The 19,370-nt window shown below is 69.2% G+C and carries 20 protein-coding genes, 1 tRNA gene and 2 pseudogenes; 11 read left to right on the top strand and 12 right to left on the bottom strand.

Annotated features, from left to right (window positions below; translation table 11 throughout):
- Window positions 1–29: 29 nt before the first annotated feature.
- Window positions 30–212 (top strand): annotated as a pseudogene (locus ACIQ5Y_RS15240) (IS5/IS1182 family transposase); the annotation flags it as partial.
- Between the two features lie 370 nt (window positions 213–582).
- On the opposite strand, the gene ACIQ5Y_RS15235 reads toward ACIQ5Y_RS15240, so the two are convergent.
- A complete protein-coding gene (locus tag ACIQ5Y_RS15235; RefSeq protein ID WP_403879848.1) occupies window positions 583–1,008 on the bottom strand; it encodes a DUF3592 domain-containing protein in 426 nt (141 codons plus the stop codon).
- Between the two features lie 359 nt (window positions 1,009–1,367).
- Between ACIQ5Y_RS15235 and ACIQ5Y_RS15230 the strand changes: the two genes are divergently transcribed.
- Window positions 1,368–1,742: a DUF4260 domain-containing protein gene (locus ACIQ5Y_RS15230; RefSeq protein ID WP_403879846.1), complete on the top strand. Its 375-nt coding sequence runs from the start codon at window positions 1,368–1,370 to the stop codon at window positions 1,740–1,742.
- Between the two features lie 663 nt (window positions 1,743–2,405).
- On the opposite strand, the gene ACIQ5Y_RS15225 is transcribed toward ACIQ5Y_RS15230, so the two are convergent.
- Entirely contained in the window at window positions 2,406–3,146 is a 741-nt protein-coding gene (locus ACIQ5Y_RS15225; protein WP_403879844.1) for an alpha/beta hydrolase, read from the bottom strand.
- Between the two features lie 369 nt (window positions 3,147–3,515).
- Here ACIQ5Y_RS15225 and ACIQ5Y_RS15220 point away from each other — a divergent pair, with 369 nt between their 5' ends.
- Window positions 3,516–4,712: a hypothetical protein gene (locus ACIQ5Y_RS15220; RefSeq protein ID WP_403879842.1), complete on the top strand. Its 1,197-nt coding sequence runs from the start codon at window positions 3,516–3,518 to the stop codon at window positions 4,710–4,712.
- Between the two features lie 435 nt (window positions 4,713–5,147).
- On the opposite strand, the gene ACIQ5Y_RS15215 is transcribed toward ACIQ5Y_RS15220, so the two are convergent.
- Window positions 5,148–6,113 carry a LysR family transcriptional regulator gene (locus ACIQ5Y_RS15215; protein ID WP_403879840.1) on the bottom strand — a complete coding sequence of 322 codons (966 nt, stop codon included), beginning with the start codon at window positions 6,111–6,113 and terminating at the stop codon, window positions 5,148–5,150.
- Window positions 6,114–6,270: 157 nt separating this feature from the next.
- Here ACIQ5Y_RS15215 and ACIQ5Y_RS15210 point away from each other — a divergent pair, with 157 nt between their 5' ends.
- Window positions 6,271–6,645, top strand: coding sequence for a carboxymuconolactone decarboxylase family protein (locus tag ACIQ5Y_RS15210; RefSeq protein ID WP_403879838.1), 375 nt, complete (start codon window positions 6,271–6,273; stop codon window positions 6,643–6,645).
- Window positions 6,646–6,820: 175 nt separating this feature from the next.
- Here ACIQ5Y_RS15210 and ACIQ5Y_RS15205 read toward each other — a convergent pair whose 3' ends face one another.
- Together ACIQ5Y_RS15205 and ACIQ5Y_RS15200 are read right to left on the bottom strand one after the other, a co-directional pair.
- The gene (locus ACIQ5Y_RS15205) at window positions 6,821–7,372 is read right to left on the bottom strand and encodes a GNAT family N-acetyltransferase (RefSeq protein WP_403879836.1); all 552 of its coding nucleotides are present in this window, start codon (window positions 7,370–7,372) and stop codon (window positions 6,821–6,823) included.
- Between the two features lie 303 nt (window positions 7,373–7,675).
- Window positions 7,676–8,299, bottom strand: a complete 624-nt coding sequence (locus ACIQ5Y_RS15200) for a DJ-1/PfpI family protein (protein ID WP_403879834.1) — start codon at window positions 8,297–8,299, stop codon at window positions 7,676–7,678.
- A gap of 87 nt (window positions 8,300–8,386) precedes the next feature.
- Here ACIQ5Y_RS15200 and ACIQ5Y_RS15195 point away from each other — a divergent pair, with 87 nt between their 5' ends.
- The 4 genes from ACIQ5Y_RS15195 (at window position 8,387) to ACIQ5Y_RS15180 (ending at window position 11,738) form a co-directional block, all read left to right on the top strand.
- On the top strand, window positions 8,387–9,724 hold the full coding sequence (locus ACIQ5Y_RS15195) for a PLP-dependent aminotransferase family protein (RefSeq protein ID WP_403879832.1): 1,338 nt from the start codon (window positions 8,387–8,389) through the stop codon (window positions 9,722–9,724).
- Between the two features lie 125 nt (window positions 9,725–9,849).
- On the top strand, window positions 9,850–10,623 hold the full coding sequence (locus ACIQ5Y_RS15190) for a hypothetical protein (RefSeq protein WP_403879830.1): 774 nt from the start codon (window positions 9,850–9,852) through the stop codon (window positions 10,621–10,623).
- 182 nt (window positions 10,624–10,805) lie between these two features.
- The gene (locus ACIQ5Y_RS15185) at window positions 10,806–11,156 is read left to right on the top strand and encodes a hypothetical protein (protein ID WP_403879828.1); all 351 of its coding nucleotides are present in this window, start codon (window positions 10,806–10,808) and stop codon (window positions 11,154–11,156) included.
- A 255-nt stretch (window positions 11,157–11,411) separates the two neighbouring features.
- Entirely contained in the window at window positions 11,412–11,738 is a 327-nt protein-coding gene (locus ACIQ5Y_RS15180) for a hypothetical protein (RefSeq protein ID WP_403879826.1), read from the top strand.
- Window positions 11,739–11,913: 175 nt separating this feature from the next.
- Here the strand turns inward: ACIQ5Y_RS15180 and ACIQ5Y_RS15175 are convergent, their stop codons facing one another.
- On the bottom strand, window positions 11,914–12,651 hold the full coding sequence (locus tag ACIQ5Y_RS15175; protein ID WP_403879824.1) for a DUF4839 domain-containing protein: 738 nt from the start codon (window positions 12,649–12,651) through the stop codon (window positions 11,914–11,916).
- Window positions 12,652–12,960: 309 nt separating this feature from the next.
- Between ACIQ5Y_RS15175 and ACIQ5Y_RS15170 the strand changes: the two are divergent.
- Window positions 12,961–13,173, top strand: a pseudogene (locus ACIQ5Y_RS15170) (IS5/IS1182 family transposase); the annotation flags it as partial.
- Here the strand turns inward: ACIQ5Y_RS15170 and ACIQ5Y_RS15165 are convergent.
- From ACIQ5Y_RS15165 to ACIQ5Y_RS15150, 4 genes are all read right to left on the bottom strand, one after another.
- A complete protein-coding gene (locus ACIQ5Y_RS15165) occupies window positions 13,170–14,711 on the bottom strand; it encodes an oxidoreductase (RefSeq protein ID WP_403879822.1) in 1,542 nt (513 codons plus the stop codon). The pseudogene ACIQ5Y_RS15170 and the gene ACIQ5Y_RS15165 sit on opposite strands and share 4 nt — an antisense overlap.
- A gap of 342 nt (window positions 14,712–15,053) precedes the next feature.
- The gene (locus ACIQ5Y_RS15160; RefSeq protein WP_403879820.1) at window positions 15,054–15,452 is read right to left on the bottom strand and encodes a DUF4440 domain-containing protein; all 399 of its coding nucleotides are present in this window, start codon (window positions 15,450–15,452) and stop codon (window positions 15,054–15,056) included.
- Window positions 15,453–15,486: 34 nt separating this feature from the next.
- Window positions 15,487–15,921 (bottom strand): ester cyclase, encoded by a 435-nt coding sequence (locus ACIQ5Y_RS15155; RefSeq protein ID WP_403879818.1) that lies wholly within the window; start codon window positions 15,919–15,921, stop codon window positions 15,487–15,489.
- Window positions 15,922–16,016: 95 nt separating this feature from the next.
- Window positions 16,017–16,241, bottom strand: coding sequence for a hypothetical protein (locus ACIQ5Y_RS15150; RefSeq protein ID WP_403879816.1), 225 nt, complete (start codon window positions 16,239–16,241; stop codon window positions 16,017–16,019).
- A 66-nt stretch (window positions 16,242–16,307) separates the two neighbouring features.
- Between ACIQ5Y_RS15150 and ACIQ5Y_RS15145 the strand changes: the two genes are divergently transcribed.
- Window positions 16,308–16,709, top strand: coding sequence for a hypothetical protein (locus ACIQ5Y_RS15145; protein WP_403879814.1), 402 nt, complete (start codon window positions 16,308–16,310; stop codon window positions 16,707–16,709).
- Between the two features lie 137 nt (window positions 16,710–16,846).
- Window positions 16,847–16,920, top strand: a tRNA-Met gene (locus ACIQ5Y_RS15140).
- A gap of 465 nt (window positions 16,921–17,385) precedes the next feature.
- Here ACIQ5Y_RS15140 and ACIQ5Y_RS15135 read toward each other — a convergent pair.
- Both ACIQ5Y_RS15135 and ACIQ5Y_RS15130 read right to left on the bottom strand, forming a co-directional pair.
- Complete coding sequence (locus ACIQ5Y_RS15135; RefSeq protein ID WP_403879813.1) at window positions 17,386–18,051, bottom strand: response regulator; 666 nt, start codon at window positions 18,049–18,051, stop codon at window positions 17,386–17,388.
- Between the two features lie 23 nt (window positions 18,052–18,074).
- Window positions 18,075–19,277 (bottom strand): sensor histidine kinase, encoded by a 1,203-nt coding sequence (locus ACIQ5Y_RS15130; RefSeq protein WP_403879811.1) that lies wholly within the window; start codon window positions 19,275–19,277, stop codon window positions 18,075–18,077.
- Between the last annotated feature and the right edge of the window lie 93 nt (window positions 19,278–19,370).

Here is a 19,370-nt window from a genome sequence, read left to right as displayed (position 1 = left end):
GACCTCACCAGGACCCCCCGATGATCAACGGGCTCGTCGTCCCACATCGCAAACGCCCCGACCGAGCCATGCCGGACAACGCCGAACACCGGTGGGTCAGAGCCCGCGTCGAGCACGCCTTCGCCCGCATGAAGCACTACAAGATCCTCCGCGATTGCCGCCAACGCGGCACCGGCCTCCACCATGCGGTCCAGGCCGTCGCCCACATGTAGAAGCTCGCCCTCTCCGCATGACCAGACCGGCCACAACCCCGGCCCTGACTTGCACGGCTGCGTGCCAAACGTGACGCGCAGCGCAGGAGCGGGCCGGACGACTGGCCCTTCAACCCACCGGTCGACGGAACGTACGAGGTCATGAGCATGGACGTCGGTACCCAGGATGAGACTGGCGCAGGTACGCAGGCCGTACGGGTCGTCGTGCCCGAAGGCCGGCGCGGCACCGGTGGCCCATCCCGGCCCTGGGCGCCGGCCGTCCGCCGTGGGCAGGCACCCGGGTCGGCCGGCGCCGCTGGGTCAGGTCAACGGAGCTCAACGCCTTCCCGATGCCTCCGTCCTGAGCGTCGAGACCGAACGCCGGTCGCGGTCAGACGATGAGCAGCCGGATGAGTACCGCCGTCACCGTGCCTACCGTGAGCATCGCCCCCAGCACCGTGAAGAGGAGGTCGACCGCCTTCGTGTCCCAGCCCTCGATGAGGAACCGGTGTGGCGCGCGCGGGTCGTAGCGGACCACGACGTGCGCCCCGGCGCCGAAGCCGTTTCCGACAACTCCTCGGCCGAACCTGGAGGAGTACTCGCACCTGCTTCCGTCCTGGGCCGTCCAGGCCGCGACCGGATGGTGGAGCGTGGAGCCTTCGTCGTCCCGCCTGACGTCGAAGCGGACGATCCGAGCTGCGGCGGTGACACCCACGCGGCGCAGAGTCCTGGCGCGGCGGAGGCCGTACACGCCGAAGCAGAGGAAGACTGTGCCGACGGTCAGGGGGATGAGGGAGAAGAGCCATTCGATTTCCACGTGCTTGGTGACGTGCTCGACGGGCAGGCGGTTGCGTGGAGCACGGTAAAAAACCGCAGGTGGGGTAGGGCCGGGCTGGGAGACCTGGCTCGCCGGGATCTTTACGATTCGTGCCGATGCCCGAGGTCGCCCAGCGCTCGTTGTGACCGCGATGGCATACCCGGATGTGCGTCTGTCCTCGGCGGCGCCAGCCGCCGCTGTGGCGGGACACGCCGGCCGTCGAGGCGACCGGAACGCGCTTTCTGGGGCGGCCATCGTGTCTGCGCGGCAATCGCATGGCGCGGGCCGCTGAACCTGTTGTCCCCCTGGCTCCTGCGGACTTCTGTCTGATGATGCGTTGCCCTCTGTACGCTCTACGGGTGACCACTGAACCCCCTGGCGCCGCCACTCCGTTGCGCAACTCTGGCGTGGGCCGCAGTGGTTGGCCCACGCGAACCGCCTGGGGCACTCTCGCGTTGCTCCTGGCCGCGTTCGCCGTCTTCGAAAGTCAGAAGTACGGCACGTCAACCACTGCCGCTGCGCTGGTGTCCTTCGTGCTGCCGGACCTGGCGCGGCTCGTCGGCATCCGCCGGCCCGGCGTGCTCTACCAGGCCGTGAACAGTGGGTGGATCCCACTCGTGGTGCTTGTCGGCTACACCGTTGGGCCGATCGTGTGGCCACCGCTTTTCACGGCCGGCCTCGGCTGGCTCACCCGCATCGCCTTCGACCGGACGCGCGGGCTCGAGCTCACCTAGCCCCGATCGAACCTCCAGGTGGTTCCTGGCCGTGACCTTCCACCAGGAGCTTCGCCGTTTCGCCTCAGACGACGCTTGGGTACTCGCGATCGCCGCCCGGTGCGGCCCGGGGACCGAATCCGCCGCTGGGTCGGTCAGTGGCCGGGTAGCGGCGGATTCGGGTATGCCGGGCTGCGGGGCGGCGCTGCTCGGGGCGGCGGTCAGGGCGCTGACGGCGAGGGCCAGTACGCCGCCGGCGGCCAGTGCACGCAGTCTTCCACGGTGCGATGAAGTCAAGATCCTCCCTGAGGATCGAGCCGGGTCCCGCCCGGACACGTCTCGCCGTGTGCTCGGGGACACCCATCCATGCGTCAACGATTCCCGCTCCCCGCCGTGCCGGGTGTGAAGTTGAGCAGGTCTTGCACACGGTGTTCGCCGACGCGGAGATCGCTTCCCGCGAGGTGGGTGATCGTTTCCCCGATGGAGATGGATCAGTTCGGCCAGAGGTCCCAGCTGTCGGATCCATTGATCAGCTCGGCGTACACGGCTTCGGGTGGTGCGGGCCCCTGCCGGGTTGGCAGGGGACCACGGTACGAGTAGCGGACGAGCGCCAGGACCTTCCCTGGACGAGCAGCCTCCCGGTCAGCGAGGCTCGCCGTCTGCCGGCGGCCTGGCGGCCCGTCTTCACTTCAGATGCCGGGCGAAGAACTGGGCTGCGGCGTCCCCCGCATACTGCGGGACGCCAGTGTGCCCGCCCATGTTGGCGTGCAGGGACTTCTCCTCGGAGCCGAAGGCGTCGAACAAGGCCAGGGCCGACTGCCGGTCATTGCCCTCGTCGTCCCACTGCAGCAGGACATGCAACGGAATGGTGACCCGGCGGGCCTCCTCGAACATGGCGCGAGGCACGAGACTCCCGGCGAACAAGCCGGCGGCCACGATGCGTGGTTCGACCGCCGCAAGGCGAACGCCGATGGAGATCACTCCCCCCGAGTACCCGACAGGGCCGCCGATCTCGGGCAGCGACAGGAGGGTGTCCAAGGCCGCCTGCCATTCCGGGACGGCCCTTTCGACGAGGGGGAGGACGAGGGCGTCGATGATCTCGTCGCCTACTGGATCGCCGGCCTCCATGGTCCGGCGCAGGTCGGCGCGGGCCTGCTCGGCGGCGGCCCAACGGGGCCGGTCACCGCTTCCGGGCAGTTCGATGGTGGCTGCGGCGAAACCGTCCGCCGCGGCTTGCCGGGCCCGCGCCGCCAGCCGGGAGTACATCTTGTTCAGCCCGAGCGGGGGGTGGCCGAGCAGGATCAGCGGCACCGGTGTGGACGCGGATGCGGATGTCGGCGTCCACAGGATGCCGGGGATCTCGCCGAGGGTGAATTCGCGTTCGACGACGTTCTCGTCGAGACGCCGCTCAGAAGTGAAATGCATGGTCGTGCCTTTCGGGAGTGCACTTGTACGGCGCTCCCGGACGACCTACCGCCCGACCGTGACCCCGGAGGGGAGCACCCATGTCGATACTGCGTTCACGGGTACCACCTCCTTGGTTTCTCGCACGGCTCCGGAAACGTAGCAGCGGTCGCGGAGGTCGGCCAAACGGTTTTTTCGCGGAGGCTCCGTGGCCGGATCGGGTGCCGTGTGCCGTGTGCCGGGGTGCCGGGGTGCCGGGCAGATCGCCGAGAGGTCATCGTCTTCGTCACCGTGCCCCGCCAGGTGGGCCCGGACCGTCCGGCCGACGGGTTCTCGATGTTCCTTCGGAACCCCCGTGCTCGAAGGCGGGGCAACTGCCACTCTGGGTGTATGGCCTTACAGATCTCGTACACGGGCTTTCCGCTTGGCACGGACCTGGACATCACCGTGTACTGGTTCCCCCGTGAACCCGACCGGCCGGCGGACTACGTCATGGACACCCTGGGCGCGTGGCACACGTCGATGCCCCGCCGCGTGGAGGTGAGCGGCACACCCGAGGAGATCGCCTCCTGGACTGCCGCCGCTGCCTCGTTGGTGCGGCGGATCGCCGCCGAGCAGGAGGAGCTGGAGAGGGCACAGCGCCGGATCCGGCGATGGGACAGGATGACGACGGGCCGCCGGGCGCGGGCGAAGCACGACGCGGCCTGGACATCCTTCCTGGAGCGGGTGCGGCCTGCGGTGGAGGCCTACCAGCCCGTCCGGAACGCCATCGAAGCGCGCCTCGCGGAGCAGCAGGCTCGGGCGCGTGAAACGGCCAGACGTGCATATCTGGAGAAAGAGCGTCAGTGGAAGGAGATCATCGCCCGGTTCAGGGAGTGGGAGAGACGGCAAGAGGTGGCTGACCGCCCCCTGCCAGGCGGTCTCAGTCCCCGGCAGATGGCAATGAACGGGGACGATCCCACGAGCTGGCCTCCCGAAGTGGAAGCGGCCGTGGGTGACACCGCCGTGTGGTGGGAGGGTGTGCGGGCCTCGGCTCGCAACCGGCAGGCGAGCGCACGCGCCATACGGACCGTCGTCGAGGCGGTCACCGGAACGGTTGCGGCGCTGGAGGAGGCGGGCAGACCGGGCATCAGCACCATCAAGGCCGGCCCGAGCCAGGTGCTGCGGGGCTGGTGGATCCACTTCGACTGGTCGGACCTGCCCCCCACCACCGGGCTCAGGAAACCACCGCAGATACCGCCCGGGTGCGTGGAGGAGAACCGGTGGCACTACCAGTTGTTCCTTCCCTCCGACCAGATCCTCACTGTGAACGGCTCCGGCGAGTTCGGCTTTGCGGAGGAAAGCAGGAGAGTGATCCCGCCGGGAGGCTATGGCTATAGGTACGAGTGGTTCAAGCAGAGCATCGAACGGTTCGCGGAAGGGCTGATGCGCACCGAGATCATCGCTTTCCGCGCGCTGGGCCGCGACGGTCGCCTGACCTTCCCGATGGCCGACCACGCAGACCCTGACGCGTACGTGCCGTACGTCGAAGCCGTGGCCGAGCGTGCGGCGGCTTCCTTCCGCTCCTTGATTCCGGGTCAACCGTAGGCACTCGGGGGACCGTTTCCCTCATGCCTCCGCCCCGCGCCGGCGCCTCGCTGCGCCCTTCCAGGTGTGACGGTGGCGAGCTGCGCGAGCAGCACGACGAGCCTGCGGGTGCCGGCGAAGGCGGCGGTGGGTAAGGCGACGGCGGATCGCTCCCAGCACCATCGCCACAGGCGGCCCCGGCGCCACGGCTTTCCGACGGGCCCGCCCCGCGCTCTGGCAACGGGGCGGAAGGCCCCAGACGGCACCTCAGCGCCGTGTGGCCCGTGCATCCCAGGAGGCCAGGACGGCATCGTGCTCGTCCTTCTCCGGGCCGACGGGGACCTTCCCCTGCTCACCTCGAAGGACTGCTCTTCCCCAACATCGGTGTGGCCTCGTGGGACGGGACTGCCAGGCGGCCGGCTGGCCCGTCCCACGGATCAGGCCGGGCGGGAGGCTTCATTCACCCGCGACGGCCGCAGGGTGCATGCCCGGACGGGCGGCGTGGGGATGGCGCACAGGGTCCGCCGGCGCCGTATACGCATCGACCGGGGTGTCCGCCCGTGCACCGTGGGCATCGGCCAGGGCAGTCGCCACCGCGTCCACGAGCTGATCGGGGGAGTCCGCGCGGCGGGCCAGCACGACGCGGCTCGGCGGGTGGCCGTGGACCGGGACGAACGCGATGCCCGGGCGCGCGTGCCGGCGCGCGGCCCCGGCCGGAAGCAGCCCGGTCACGCCGTCCCACACCACCGCGTGCAGGCATTCCTCGGCAGAGGTCACCACCGGTCCGGGGGTGTCCTCGTCGGCAGCGAGCCAGTACGCGCGCCACTGGACGTCCGTCCCGGCCGGTAGTCGGAAGCGCGGGCGCCCGGCGAGTTCCCTCACGTGCAGCCGCGGCCGAGCGGCGAGCGGGTCGTCAGACGGCAGCGCCGCCACCAAGGGCTCCACCGCGAGCTGTCGTACGGTCAGTCCCGAGGTGTCGAAGGGCAGTCGGGTCAGAGCCACGTCGGTCTTACGGGCGCGCAGCCCACCTGTCGGATCCGTTACGGGCGCCTCGTGCAGTCGGACGCGCAGCCCGGGGTGGGTCCTGCGCAGTACGGCGAGAGCCGCAGGGCCGGCGTCCAGACCCGCGCCGGCGACGGTGCCCAGGACGACCTCGCGTACGGACTCTGCGGCGCGCACCCGCTCGCGGGCGCGCTCGGCCCGAGCGAGCAGGTCGCGGGCTTCCGGGAGCAGCACCTCACCGGCCGCGGTCAGGCGCGCACCGGTCGGGATCCGGTGGAACAGGCGGCACCCCAGGTCCGCCTCCAGGTCGCGGATCCTGCGGCTGAGGGGCGGCTGGGCGAGGTGCAGTCGCACGGCAGCCCGGCCGAAGTGGCCCTCCTCCGCGACCGCCACGAAACAGCGCAACGCCTTCAAGTCCATGACCAGCCACGATACCGACAACGGCACCACCCCTGCGGAACCGGTCTTGGACGCAGGGGCGCGATCCGAGGTGAAGTGGAGCCGTCCCCCGAACCGCATGCCTACCCGGGGCGGATCCGCCCCGTCCATCACCCCACAGCCTTCAGAAGGAGTACCCATGTACGCGCATCCTGACGACCTCCACCGCGCCCGCTCCGTCGGTGCCGCCGCCGGGCCCGAGTTCGCGGCGTGGCGCGCCTTCCAGAACGCAGTCGACCGTGAGGACGGTGCCGTCCCGCGGCGTTACCGCGAGCTGATTTCCGTGGCGGTGGCCCTCGTCACCCAGTGCGCGTACTGCCTCGACGTGCACACTGCGGCCGCCCGCCGACACGGCGTCACCGCCGAGGAACTCGCCGAGACCGCCTTCGTCACGGCCTCCGTCCGCGCCGGCGGCAGCCTGGCCCACGCCCTCCTTGCCGACCGTCTCTTCGAACACCATGGCCCCCATGTCGCGTCCACCACGCCGGCGAGTGCAGCGACCCCCTCCTGCTGACGGCCCCGTCGGGCCGCAGGCACGCAGGCGACGTCAAAACGGCCTGCCGCGACCGTCCGGAGGTGCCTCCGAGTCCCTGGACGGGACCTCTCCCGCGGCTGTGCTCCGCAGTCGCCCGGTTCAGCGGACGTGAAGGCCACATGGGCGAGGCCCCTGGCATCCCGGGCCCGTATGGCTACTCGGCCTGCCGGACCGGCTTCGCCGGGCGCTCGAAGACGTACGCGATGCCGTCGCGTTCGTTGCCCCGTTCGCCCACGCGCTGGAAGTCGAAGCAGACGACGGTGGCCAGGGAGGCGGTGTTGTCGGCGGCGATGGTGGCGCGGACGGTCGTGACGCCGGGTTCGGCGGCGGCGCGGTCCAGCAGCGCCTTCAACATCGCGCGGGCGTAGCCCTGGCGGCGGTACTCGGGCACGACGGTGTAGCCGACCTCGAGCACGCCCGCTTCGCTGGGCGGGCCGTGGAAGCCGCAGTCGCCGACGACGGTGCCGTCCGGCTCGGACACTGCGGCCCGCGTGGTCCAGGGGGCTGCGGAGGGGTCTTCGGTGATCTGCTTCGCGCGGTAGTCGAAGATCATGCGGGCCCGGTCGGACACGAAGTGTGCGTGGAGGGCTATGCCGGCCTCGGCGCTGCCACCGGCGAGGTCGCCGTCGGCGAGCGCCCGCAGTGCCTTCGCGCCGAGTTGGACGAAGCGGACCTGCTTGACGGTGGGGAGGAGTTCGCTGTTCATCGAGGCGATGCTCGCCCAGGCCAAGGGGCCTGTCCACCTCATTACGGCGTGGGGCTCGGCCGGCCCTCGTCAGTCAGGCCGGCCGGCGGGCGGGCGGGCGGGCGGCCGTCTCGGAGGGCAGCGGCCACGTCATCGCCGGTCGCCGGGGCGTCGCCGTGACCGGGACCAGCCACACCACCGGCGTGAAGAGCGAGACGACGTTCCCACACGTTGCGTCTACGGTTGCCCCGGAGATCCTGCGCCGTCCGGATGCCGTCGCGAAGGTCGCCGCTTCCTGGCGGGCCGTTGCCTGCGACTGGTTGGTCAAACGAGCGCCGGTGCGGGAGCGGGCAGATACGGGGCGATGTTGCGCCAGGCGCGCTCGATGTACTCCTCCTTCTCCCCGACCGGGGCGACATAGCGCAACGCGTCTTCGGCGGCGTCGTTGCCCTCCAGGCGGGCGATGATCCAGGCGGCGAGGTAGTGCGAGGCCAGGCAGCCGCCGGCGGTGGCGATGTTCCCCTTGGCGTAGAAGGGCTGGTTCAGGACCTCGACGCCGGCGGCGACGACCCACGGCTTGGTGGTGAGGTCCGTGCAGGCGGGGATGTCGCTCAGCAGGCCGAGCCTGGCCAGCACGAGCGCGCCGGAGCACTGCGCCGCGATGAGCTGGCGTGAGGGGTCCAGGCCCCGCAGGATGTTCATGATCGCCGGGTCTTCGGTGACCTCGCGGGTGGCGATGCCGCTGCCGACGATGACGGCGTCAGCGGCGCAGGCCTCCTCAAGAGTGGACATCTGCTCGATGACCACCCCGTTCATCGACGTCACCTTGGGGCTGGGGGTCGTGATGGTGACGCGCCAGTCATCGGTCTTGATGCGGTTGAGCACACCGAGCGCGATCAGGGAGTCGAGCTCGTTGTAGCCCTCGAAGGTGAGGATGGCGATGTGCACGACGGCTGTCCTTTCCGGATGAGTGGCTTGACGGTATGGACCCGTGCGCAGGACAGTCAAAGAATTGTCATGGATACAATCCGGTGCATGGCGGCCCCGCGATACAAGAAGCTGGTTGACGCGCTCGCATCCGACATCCGGACCGGGCGCCTCGCGCCGGGGGCGCGGCTGTCGACCCACCGCGAACTCGCTGCCCGCGAGGGCATCGCCGTGGTGACCGCCACCCGGGTGTACGCCGAGCTCGAAGCGATGGGCCTGGTGAGCCGGGAACAGGGCCGCGGCACGTTCGTGCGTGACATCGCGGTCCCTGCCGGCCACGGCATCGATCAGCAACCCGTCGCCCCAGAGGCGGTCGACCTCAACTTCAACTACCCGTCACTGCCCGGCCAGGCCGATCTCCTGCGGCAGGCCTTGCGCGAGGTGGCCACCTCCGGTGATCTCGACTCGCTGCTGCGCTACCAACCACACCGAGGGCGTCCACAGGACCGAGCCTCCATCGCACGACACCTCGGGCGCCGGGGAATTGCCGCCGACGCGGATCAGATCCTCATCGCCAACGGTGCCCAGCACGGCCTGGCCATCACCATCATGGCCACGCTGAGCGCCGGCGACGTCGTCGCCGTCGACGCACTCACCTACCCGGGTTTCAAGGTTCTCGCGCACGCCTTCCATCTCGATCTGGAGCCCATCCCCACCACCGCCGACGGACCGGATCTCGACGCCCTGGAGAAACTCTGCGCGACCCGCCCGGTGCGTGCGATCTACACCATGCCCACCCTGCACAACCCTTTGGGCTGGGTCATGCCGGCAACCGACCGCACCCGCCTGATCGGGATCGCTCGACAGCACGGTCCGCTCATCATCGAGGACGCCTCATACGCCTACCTGGTCGAAGCCCCTCCACCGCCTCTGGCCGCAACCGCGCCGGACATCACTGTCTACGTCTCGGGACTGTCCAAAAGCATCGCCACCGGCCTGCGCGTCGGGTTCGTCCTCGCCCCGCCACCTGTGGTGCCCTCGCTCGAACGCGCCATCCGGGCGACCACCTGGAACACTCCCGCCCTCATCACCGCGATCGCCTGCCGCTGGCTCGACGACGGCACCGTGAACCAGCTGGAAACGCAGAAACGAGACGACGCCAAGACGCGCCAGGCAATCGCCAGGCAGGAGCTGGCGGGCCTCCCGCTCATCGGCCACCCCTCGTCCTACTTCACCTGGCTGCCACTGCCCGACGACGCACGCGCCGACCGCCTGACCGCCGCCCTCGCGCGCCGGCACATCTCGGTCTCCACGGCGGAGCCGTTCACCACCTCGACGCACACACCACAGGCAATTCGCCTCGCCCTGGGTTCGACCGATCCGGACAGTCTCCGGTCGACGCTGCGCACGGTGCGCCGAGTCGCCATCGAGGACGCATACGCCTGAACTGGGGCTGCAGACCGGCTGTCGGAAATCGAACGGGCGGCTGTATCGCCTGGGTGCGCACCGGAGTTGACCGGAGAAGCCTCACGAAGCCATGCGTCAAGTTCACGACGGTTTCGGTACCAGGGGTGCCGTTCGGATTCGCCTCGAAGCTCGTGGGAGGGTTCAATGCCGGGGTGGTGAACTGGGCACAGATGTACGACTGGCATTCCGAAACCGATCGCGTCCCCGAACTCCTGGATCGAGTGGAACGTGAGAACGACGCCGAAGCATGGACTGAGCTGGGACACCGACTGATCCTGGAGCACGATCTCGTGTCACTCGCCGGTATCGCCGCACTGCCCAGGCTGATGCGCCTCGCGTCGCGGAGTGCGGAGGCTCGACACCTGGCCGGAGAGATCATGGAGCGCACGGCAGGGCACCACGGAGGTGACGAACTCCTGGCTGACAACGCCGAGGTGATCGCCGAGTTCGGCGCACTCCTGGACCGGCACCTGCAGTCGCGGCCGGCCGACTACCTCGTGACCTTCCGTGCACTGCTCGCGGTCGAGGAGCAGTACCACTGGGCCAACGTCCTGGGAGACTTCACGGACGACTTCTACCCCCTGGACTGCCCCCACTGCGCCGTGGAAGTGACCATCGCCATCGGCGACTACGGGCGCTACTCGGCGAGCCGGGACTGGAACCTGGGCGACGTGGACCGGCGCGACCTACGGCCGGCGCGTGTAGAGGAGCTCTCAGGCGCCGGCCGATGGATGCACGAGATCGCCGTCCGCGATGGGGAAGACGTACTCGCCGACGGCATCGCCCATCTCTTCGGCAAGGCCGAGTGCCCGAGATGTGCCGGCGTCTTCACCATCGCGGACGAGTACGAGGCCGCCAACCGCCCGGTGCTGCGGTAGCGGCGCGTTGTACTCGTCCTTCTCTCCCATCGCCGGTTGGATCACGTGGCATCTCACGCCGCCTGCGCGACCTGCACCACCGTGGTTGAGAAGGCCACCTGCTCAGCGAACAGTTCGCGGTGTTGAAGGCGGTGATGATGCTGTCCCATCAGGCTGTTGAAGACGTAACGCAACGTGGAGGCGTGTCAGTCTCCTCGTCGCCGAGTTCGGCCGGCGCACGGGAGCGGGTCAGGCGGGAGGCCTCGTTCGAGTACCTCCACGATCCCCTTCTCGCCTGCTCGTTCAATTTGCATCTGGACGGGTCATGGGGATACGACGGCATCGACCGGGATCCGACGGTGGCGGCCCGAGTGACAGCGGCCATGGCGGAGGCCGGACTGCCGGTTGCCGGCCGAGACGGTTACACCGGCGCGGAGGACGAGGAGCAAATGCGCCGCGTCCTGCTGGGGATCCTGGGCTGCCTGTTCGACCTCTCCCTGCCCCGTGCGAGGATCCTTCGGGGTTCCCTGGCCAGGGCAACGCTCACGACCTGATCCCGAACCCGAGAGCTACGCCTTGACCGGCCGGCGTGGTGGGTAGTGTCTCGTCGGCGTCCAGGTGCCGGCGGACGAGGAGCGGGTGGCCTGCCCGAAGGGCAGGCGCCAGGAGGGGGCAGGGCAAGGTTGCCCCTACGCTGCAGGGCGGCTGGGGGTGCCGTCGGACGGATGCCCTCGCGGAGGAGCTCAGATGGCCAAGCGCGAGTGGTTCGTGAGGACCAAGGCGGAGAACCCGGCCCTAGGCTTTGACGCGTGACGAGACTCAGCGTAGTGGACGCCCAAGTGAACCGGCTGTGGGGAGCCTTGTGTGCTTGCGCCGGGATCTTCCTCTTCTTGTGGGTGCTGTCCTGGTTCAAGGCGAGCATCCTTCACGAGGACCTGCAGAACCGCTGTGGAGACCTGCACAGGGCTAGCTTCCCATTCGAGAAATCCTGCACGTACGAGGACGGCGCGGTGGAGGGCGCGAACAGCCTGCTCTTCGAGGGAGTCTTCTTCGGCTCGCTGGCAGCCACAGTGGTCTGCCTGGGCCTCGTCGTCACGGTCGAGGTCGGCCGGCGAAAGGCCGCTTCGCGCCCATGAGGTGGTGAAGCCCCGTCGCCGCAGGTGGTGGCGGAGCGGGTCCTCTTGGTTCTGAAGGCGCAGCCGGAAGGACTCCGGGTGGGAGGGCAGCGGATCTGCCCAACGGGTTCCGGTCGCATTACTCCGGAGCTGTGACAGATACGCCGGGCACGCCGGCGCGTGATGACGCGGCTGCTCAACTTGACTGCCGGTATTCCGTCGAGACCGGGTCGAGGAAGAAGACGCACTGCTTCGCGTTGAATTCGCCCACCTCGGCGGCGAAGCGGAACGTATCTCCCGCGCGGACGGTAGCGGGGGTGTTCCCGCCGGTCAGCTTCAGGTCGTGGATGTTGACATCCTCGTACTTGAAGGCCGGCCCGATCCCCGTCTTCGGTCCCTGGTCGCCAGGGCCCAGGAGGAAGTCGAAGCGGGTGCCGTCGCTACCGTGGGGTGCCACGTGCACGATCGAGCCGTCGAAGGCGACCGTCTTGCCCTTGTACTTGGTCGCGAAGTCCGGGTTCGCACTGTCGCAGGAGTCCGGTGTTTTGAGTAGAGCCGCGAACTCCGGGTTGTTCTGAGGCGTGATCACCTCGGCGGCAGCCGACCCGGCCGCGGTCGGAGTCGACGTGGCGGAGGGCTCTGCGCTCGCAGAGGCCGTCGGCTTGTTCGACTCGTCCTTCCTCTCGCCTCCGTCCTCAAGCGCGGCGGCTACGCCGATGACGATGGCCAGGACCACGAAGCCGCCGACCGCGGTGCCGATCAAGAGCCGCGGCAGGGGCTTCTTCGGCCGGCGGAAGCCGAGGGTGGAGCGCAGCATGCCCTGGGACTGCTCCACGAGCTCCCAGCCTTCCCTCTGCATCTTCGAGATCACCAAGCCGTCGCTGCCGCGAACTGTCTTTACGGTCTTGTACTCGTACTTGATCTCGTCGGCCATGCGGCTCCGTGCCCCCTCAATGAACTGTTCATACCAACTGCCTCGCGAGCATAGGGGAGTCCGAGAGGAACTCGACATCACCGACGTCACCATGGGCCCCGAGCTCGAGATTCGGACCGAGGAGCACTTGGCCGGCAAGTCGACGGCCCGCCGAAGGAGTGTGAGCGCCTCATCCATGTCCTGCATGGCTGCCTGTCCCCGGTCGCCCGTTCATCGGCGCCCACGGACAGGAGTCAGCCGCACGACCCGCTCGGATGATCCCAGCAGGCGGGCCGACGCCTTCCCAGCTTCCGCCTGGTCTGGGATCTCGGCGTGAAGCCGCTGATCGCCCGCCGGGGCACTGAGCACGGATCCGGCCTGGACATCCAACGCTGGGTCGTGGAGCGCGCGTTCACCCGCCTGCACTGGTTCCGACGCCTGCGGATCCGCTGGGAAGTGCGTGACGACATCCACGAGGCCTTCCTCACCTTGACATCCGCACTGATCTGCCAGCGACGCCTGAACTCAGCTGTCGCTCGCTAGTTCTTCTGCAGGGTGCGCGTGACACCCGCGATGACGGCGGTCGTCAGCACCCAGCCGAGGGCGATCAGTAGGTAGGCCAGCCACTGAAGGCTGCCGTTCGACCAGTACCAGGCCGTGCGCTGACCCAGACCACCGATGGGGATCAAGAGGTCGAGTGTGTAGACGAGGGGCTGGAAGGGGGCGCCTTCGCCTGGTTTGACCGGGGTGGGGGAGTGCGCGCGAAAGGTCAGGGTGCCCAGCAGGGTCAGCGCGAGGAGCCAGACGCCGGCCAGCCAGGGGCGGTAGCCATAGCCGACGGTCACGTCGAGCAAGCGCCCCCAGAAACGCGCGGTCGAAGACAGCGTACGGCGCCGGTGGCGCTGTTTGGCCAGGAGCACGCGGCGGGCGTCGTCGTCGTGGCCGGCCGTCCGGTACCAGCTCGCCAACTGCTCATACGGCTGTGGGCTGTAGCCGGGGCTGCGCCGGATCCACGCCACACGTTCTGCCACAGAGTCTCGACGCCCCACCGCCTCCCGCCGTTCGCCCGCCTCGACCGCCTTGATGGAGCCGTAGACGAAGCCGTCCAGCTCCACCACGTCCGGCCAGCTGTGCTCGTTGTCGTGGAGGTAGGACACCTGCGCGCCCCGCAGGTCCACGGTGCCGGACGGTCGTCGGGCGAGGGTGAAGTCGAAGTCGGTCACCCGCATCAGGAGGCCGACCAGGGCCGGACCGTCACCGTCGGGAGCCGCCTTCAGGACGGCTCCTTCGAAGGTCAGATTGTCCGAAACCCGGCTGCCCCGCAGCCTCACAGTCCCTTCCGAGGTGAAGCCCCCGGAGAAGTTGAGCGTCGACGCCACGACGTTGTCCAGGGCAAGGGCCACGCCGCGCGGACCGGGGCGTCCCAATGGGACCGGGCGCTCCAGGTGTGCACCCTGCATGAACAGTCCACCCGGCAACTGCGCTCCCAGCAGGCGTATCCCGCCACGGGCGGTGAACCCGTGCATGCAGAAGACGCCGCCGCCCATGTCGAGGCCGTCCGCGATCACGGCCCAGCCCTCGCACACACCCACCCGCGTCCCATTCAGCACCAACTCGCCCGCCACCGAGGCATTCAGGAGATCCAGACACCCCTCCACGCGCGACCGAGACAGATCGAGGTGCCCCTCGACACGCACCAGAGCGGCTTCGAGGCCCGGCAGGCGGCTTTCCACGATACGGATCGTCCGGGCCGAGGCCCCATGGAGCTTCGGTGCTTCCTCGAACCAGCACTCCTCGATCCGAAGAGCCTGACCAAGTTCCGTATCCGAGAGATCCAGACAACCGCTGATGCGCGCGCCGACGAGCCTCACACATGCGGCGGCGCCTGGTTGCGCGGCGTTCACACCCGAGAGCAGCGCCGCGATCACGGCGGCACGAACCGTCCGTCCGGGGCCCCACTGGCCACCTTCGGTGACCCGATCGTCATCGGGCACACCCGCGCGCAGGTCAACGCGGCGTCCATCGGGGAACGCGTCCCACAGCTCACGCTCCGGTGAAGTCAACTCGTCGTATGAGAGCACTCATACAGAATAGTGATCTTCCTTCGCGTCCGCCTTGCCCAACCAACAGTGCGCGACTCGGAGGCCGGCCCATTCTGTTAGGGGGTTCTTGGCCCCAAGCGGCCGCTCTACGAGGCGGACGTCGACCTGAGTCGTCCCGACCCGTTCCGGATCAGCGCCGCCACCCTACGGGCGCGCGCAGCCTCCCCACCAAGTTGAGTACCACGGAGCCACCAAGGCCGTAACGGTGTAGGCGTGGCCGAGACCCTGGCATCTACCTGTTGCCTCGCGACCGCCCAGCCCAGACAGGCCTGAAGCGGGCGAACGATCACGCCACCCGGTGCCGGCGTACGGCGGCCCGTACTACGCGGGGTCGTACCAGGAGAACGCCGCGATCCGCCAGCCGTCCGGGGTGCGGACGAACTGGATGGCCTTGGTCCCGCCGCCCTCGAACGGCTCGCCGTCCAGGATCCCGGACTTGCGGTACTCACCGAACCGCGAGGCGATGTCACCCGCGATGTCGGTCCGCTCGGAGGTCTCCCATTCGGTGAACTCGGTCAGCCGGCCGTCGGCCAGCAGCCGTTCACGGGGCTCGACGAACTCGTCGACGGTGTAGGCCGCGAACCCCGGACCGGTGCTCACGATCACACAGCCCGGGATGACCAGCCGGCGGATGCGGGCCACATCGGCGGCCTTGCCCCCACGGTTGTCGAAGGCGCCGAAGAACTCGGCGGTCAGCGCGTCTATTTCGGCCTTGGACATGGGGGGAAGGTAACACCGAAGCGGCTCCGGGTGGTCAGTCGGTCTGCGGCCAGTCCCAGCCGAGCTGGAGGAACAAGCCGAGACGGTCGCTGACGGCGCGGATCTCCGCGATCCTGCCCTCGGCGAGGGTGAAGATCCAGATGGCCTCGACCTCGAAGTCGCGGCCGGTCGGCTCGGGCATGCGGGGGTGAGTGCCCCCGTGCTTGCCCCGCTGGGTCACGCGGGCTACGACACGATCGCCCTCGGCGATGAGTTCGTCCACGTGCACGAGGAGAGGATCGAAGGCGGCCAGCTGCCGGCGGATCCCGTCGAACGCCGCTCCCGGCTCGTCGGCCTCTCCGTGGATGATCTTGTTGTGGTCGATGACGTGGGCGGCCAGGTAGGTGGGCAGGTCATCGAGGCGGCGCTCGCTGACGGCCTCGAAGAATTCCGCCACAACTCTCTTGTTGTCACTGGCGATCGTGGTCACTTCTTCCCCCTTGGTTCGTTGATCGGTGCGAGCCTACGGGGGGTGGAGTTCACCTCGCGAACAGGGTCATGACAAACCCAAGGAGGGCGGCTGCGTCAGCGCATCTTGAGCGCGTGTCCGGGGGCGAGGGTGTCCGAGATGCGCTCGGCGATCGATTGGGCCGAGTTGCCCGCGGGGCTCTTGGGGCCCTTCATGACGGTCACGGAGACCGCGAGCTTCTCCGCCGGCGCGGTCTGCCCGACGTCCTGCCGGCGGAGGTATCGCGCCTGGTGGTGGAGGACGAACCCGACCTCGGTGAAATCGTCCTTCACTATGGCCACACAGGCGAAGTACTGGCCGACTTGGCGCACGCCCACTCACTGCCCACCCGCTCAACCTGGGCGCCTATGCCCCGGCGCGCGCCCGCACTCACCCACGCCGCCCAGCAGGTACCCGCCACCCGCCCCTCTCCAGAGGCTCTGGCCCGCGTCCACCAGGCGCTGCGTGTACTGGAGGCCATCGCCCGGTACTCACGCGGGGTCGGCTCCGTCCGGATCGCCCGGGAGACCAAGCGGCCACAACTCGTCATCGCCGAGCGCCTGGCGATGCGGGTTGAAGGAAACCTCGCCACCCCGATCGGCTCGTACGCGTACGCGTACGCGAGCGGGACCACCCTCGCGCCGGCCGTTGGGGCAGGCACGGCCGGCGCCAACGGCATGAGCCAACTCCAGCCGACCCTCGCCCTGGTACGCGACGCGGTCGGCGCCGCGGTGTACGTAGGCCGCTACACCGAGGGGGAGGTGCCATGACCCAGTACACGCACGCGTCCATCAGAGCGAGGCCGCCGCCGTCCTCCTCGCCTTCGTCGTCGCCGGCAGCACCGAACCCCAGGCAGCGCCCGGATAATCGCTCGCGCCTGTGCGCTCTGGCGTTTTACGGTGAAGGCCGCCGGGTGGAGCAGGTCGGCAGCTCGCTGGGCTCATAACCCAGAGGTCGCGGGTTCAAATCCCGCCCCGGCCACTGAATTGACGGGCCTGTCGCGCAGTATGCGCGACAGGCCCGTCGTACGTCGGTACGGTGCCGCTTGCCGCCACGTAGTGTGGCGGCCCGTCACGGCGACGTAGGTTCTTGATCACATAGGCTGGCCGTAGAGCGGGATCGATTACAGGCCCGACAGGCCGCCAGACGCCAGACGCCACCTCACCTGTCCCGGCGATGGGACGTACCGTCGCCGTCCCGGGTCAAGGTGATGTGCCCGAACAGGGCCAGCCCGACTGAGGCCGTGTTCGCTTCCACGGCTTTCACGAATTCAGGATCGGGGCTGGGCTGGGCTGGTCTGCGTTCCATGGGGTCTCGGCGGTGACCATGCCCAGAAGAGATACGTGGTGGTAGATGAAGCGCAGGTGGCGATCTCGCGGGAGTGCGGCGCTCTGCTCAACAGGCCGTGCAGCCGGCACCCGGCACACGTTGTGGCACGGGGCTTGGTCAGCCGGCCCCGCCTTCCACCCGCGCCAGCCCCAGCTCATAGGCCGCTATCACCGCCTGCGCCCGATCCCGTAGTCGCAGCTTCGTGAACAGCCGGTTGATGTGGGTCTTCACGGTGTGGTCCGTGATCGTGAGTCGGGTCGCGATCTCCGCGTTGGACAGTCCGCGGGCGATCAGGGCGAGCACCTCCGCCTCACGTGCGGTGAGTTCCCCCACGGAGTGGACCGGCAGCCGCGAGGTCCGGGCGTGAACGAACTCGCCGATCACCCTCTTGGTGATCTCGGGTGAGAGCAGTGCATTCCCGGCCGCCACGACGCGCACCGCGTGCAGCAGCTCGGGGAAGGTGGCGTCCTTGAGCAGGAAGCCGCTCGCCCCGGCCGCGAGCGCGTCGTACACGTACTCGTCGAGGCCGAAGGTCGTCAGGATCAGCACCTTGGTCGTCGTCCCGGGCTCGGCCAGAATTTCGCGGGCCGCCTCGATGCCGTTCTTGTGCGGCATCCGGATGTCGAGGAGCACGAGGTCGGGCCGGGTCTCGGCGGCGATGCGCACCGCCTGCACACCGTCCTCGGCCTCACCCACGACCTTGATGTCCTCCTGAGTGTTGAGGAGATTGACGAAGCCTGTGCGGACGACCGCCTGGTCGTCGGCGACCAGTGCCCTGATCACACCCGTCTCCTTCTCCACGCCGATCACCCGGTTCCCCAGGGAAGCTCCGCCTCCACCAGGAAACCACCGTCCGGGCCCGCGCCCGCGCTGAGTCGGCCGCCGACAAGGGCCGCCCGCTCCCGCATCCCGGTCAGGCCGTGGCCCGCGCCGGAATTCGGTCCGGAGCCCGGGCCCGGACCGTCGTCGCGGATGCGCAGCGTGAGTAGTCGGTCGGCGCCGTAGTCGATCTCCACGACGGTACGGGCGCCGGGCGCGTGTTTGCGCGCGTTGGTCAATGCCTCTTGGGCGATGCGGTAGGCGGACAGTTCCCACGCGGCGGGTAGCGGCACCCGCTGACCGGTGATCTGCAGCTCGGTCTCGCCGCCCACCGTCCGGTGCTGATCGACCAGTTCGGCGAGATGGTCGAGGGTCGGCTGCGGGGTGGTGAGGGCCGCGCCCCCCTGGCCCGGGGGAGTGCGCAGGACGCCGAGGAGGCGGCGCAGTTCGGCCATCGAGGAGCGGGCGGTGCCGGCGATCTGCTGGAAGCCGTCGCGGGCCTCGGGGGTGAGTCCCGGAGTGGTGTACGTGGCGCTCTCGGCCTGCACGGCGATCATCGACACCGAGTGCGAGACGATGTCGTGCAGTTCACGGGCGATGGCCGCCCGTTCGGCCTCGGCCGCCTGCTGCCGCTCCATGGCGATCAACTGGGCCTGGGCCAGGTTCCGTTCGTCGCGGGTCTCCTCCCGGGAACGTACCGCGTCCCCCATCATGACGGCCCCGAAGATGACCACGGTCAGCAGGAACGACTCGGCGAACAGGCTTAGGGAGCCCCTCTCCCAGAGCGCGGGCACCGGCAGGTCCATCCGCGACCAGGTGTTGATGTGCACCAGGTTCACGCACAGAGCCCCGAGCGCGGCCCCCACCACGGTCACCGCAGGGTGCAGCACCCGGTTGCGGCCCAGGGTGTAGCAGCCGATCAGCCCGCTCGCCATGATCGAGACGTACAGGCTGACGTCGCCGGCGAACCCGAGCAGACCCGCGGCGACCGTGAGGACCGCGACGGGCGGGAACGACCGACGCCACATCAGCGAGGCGGAGGAGACGAGGACCCCGATCGTGGTGGTCACGGATCCGGGGAAGGCGATCAGCTCCGCCACGGCACCGACGGTCAGGGCCCCGCCGGTGACCCAGGGGTAGACGGGCGTGGCGATCCAGGCACGGAGGCGATGCAGGAGGGGCGAACTCATGCGTCCATGATCCGTGCCGAGGCGGGTGCACGCGTCACCGCACGGGTTGACTCTGCGGCCGGCTGTCATGCCACGGGTGGAGTCGTGGGTCCG

Origin of the sequence: Streptomyces sp. NPDC096339 (assembly GCF_044762985.1) — a bacterium.
In the GTDB taxonomy this organism is placed as follows: Bacteria; Actinomycetota; Actinomycetes; order Streptomycetales; family Streptomycetaceae; genus Streptomyces.
The sequence above is the reverse complement of the archived record's forward strand: the minus strand, read 5'-3'. Positions and strand labels throughout refer to the sequence as shown.

Coding starts and splice junctions, on each gene's coding strand:
- ACIQ5Y_RS15220 (WP_403879842.1), top strand. CDS start 3,516: ATGGCCTTACAGATCTCGTACACGGGCTTTCCGCTTGGCACGGACCTG.
- ACIQ5Y_RS15225 (WP_403879844.1), bottom strand. CDS start 3,146: ATGCATTTCACTTCTGAGCGGCGTCTCGACGAGAACGTCGTCGAACGC.
- ACIQ5Y_RS15130 (WP_403879811.1), bottom strand. CDS start 19,277: ATGAGTTCGCCCCTCCTGCATCGCCTCCGTGCCTGGATCGCCACGCCC.
- ACIQ5Y_RS15205 (WP_403879836.1), bottom strand. CDS start 7,372: ATGAACAGCGAACTCCTCCCCACCGTCAAGCAGGTCCGCTTCGTCCAA.
- ACIQ5Y_RS15175 (WP_403879824.1), bottom strand. CDS start 12,651: ATGGCCGACGAGATCAAGTACGAGTACAAGACCGTAAAGACAGTTCGC.
- ACIQ5Y_RS15195 (WP_403879832.1), top strand. CDS start 8,387: ATGGCGGCCCCGCGATACAAGAAGCTGGTTGACGCGCTCGCATCCGAC.
- ACIQ5Y_RS15145 (WP_403879814.1), top strand. CDS start 16,308: ATGCCCCGGCGCGCGCCCGCACTCACCCACGCCGCCCAGCAGGTACCC.
- ACIQ5Y_RS15160 (WP_403879820.1), bottom strand. CDS start 15,452: ATGTCCAAGGCCGAAATAGACGCGCTGACCGCCGAGTTCTTCGGCGCC.
- ACIQ5Y_RS15215 (WP_403879840.1), bottom strand. CDS start 6,113: ATGGACTTGAAGGCGTTGCGCTGTTTCGTGGCGGTCGCGGAGGAGGGC.
- ACIQ5Y_RS15210 (WP_403879838.1), top strand. CDS start 6,271: ATGTACGCGCATCCTGACGACCTCCACCGCGCCCGCTCCGTCGGTGCC.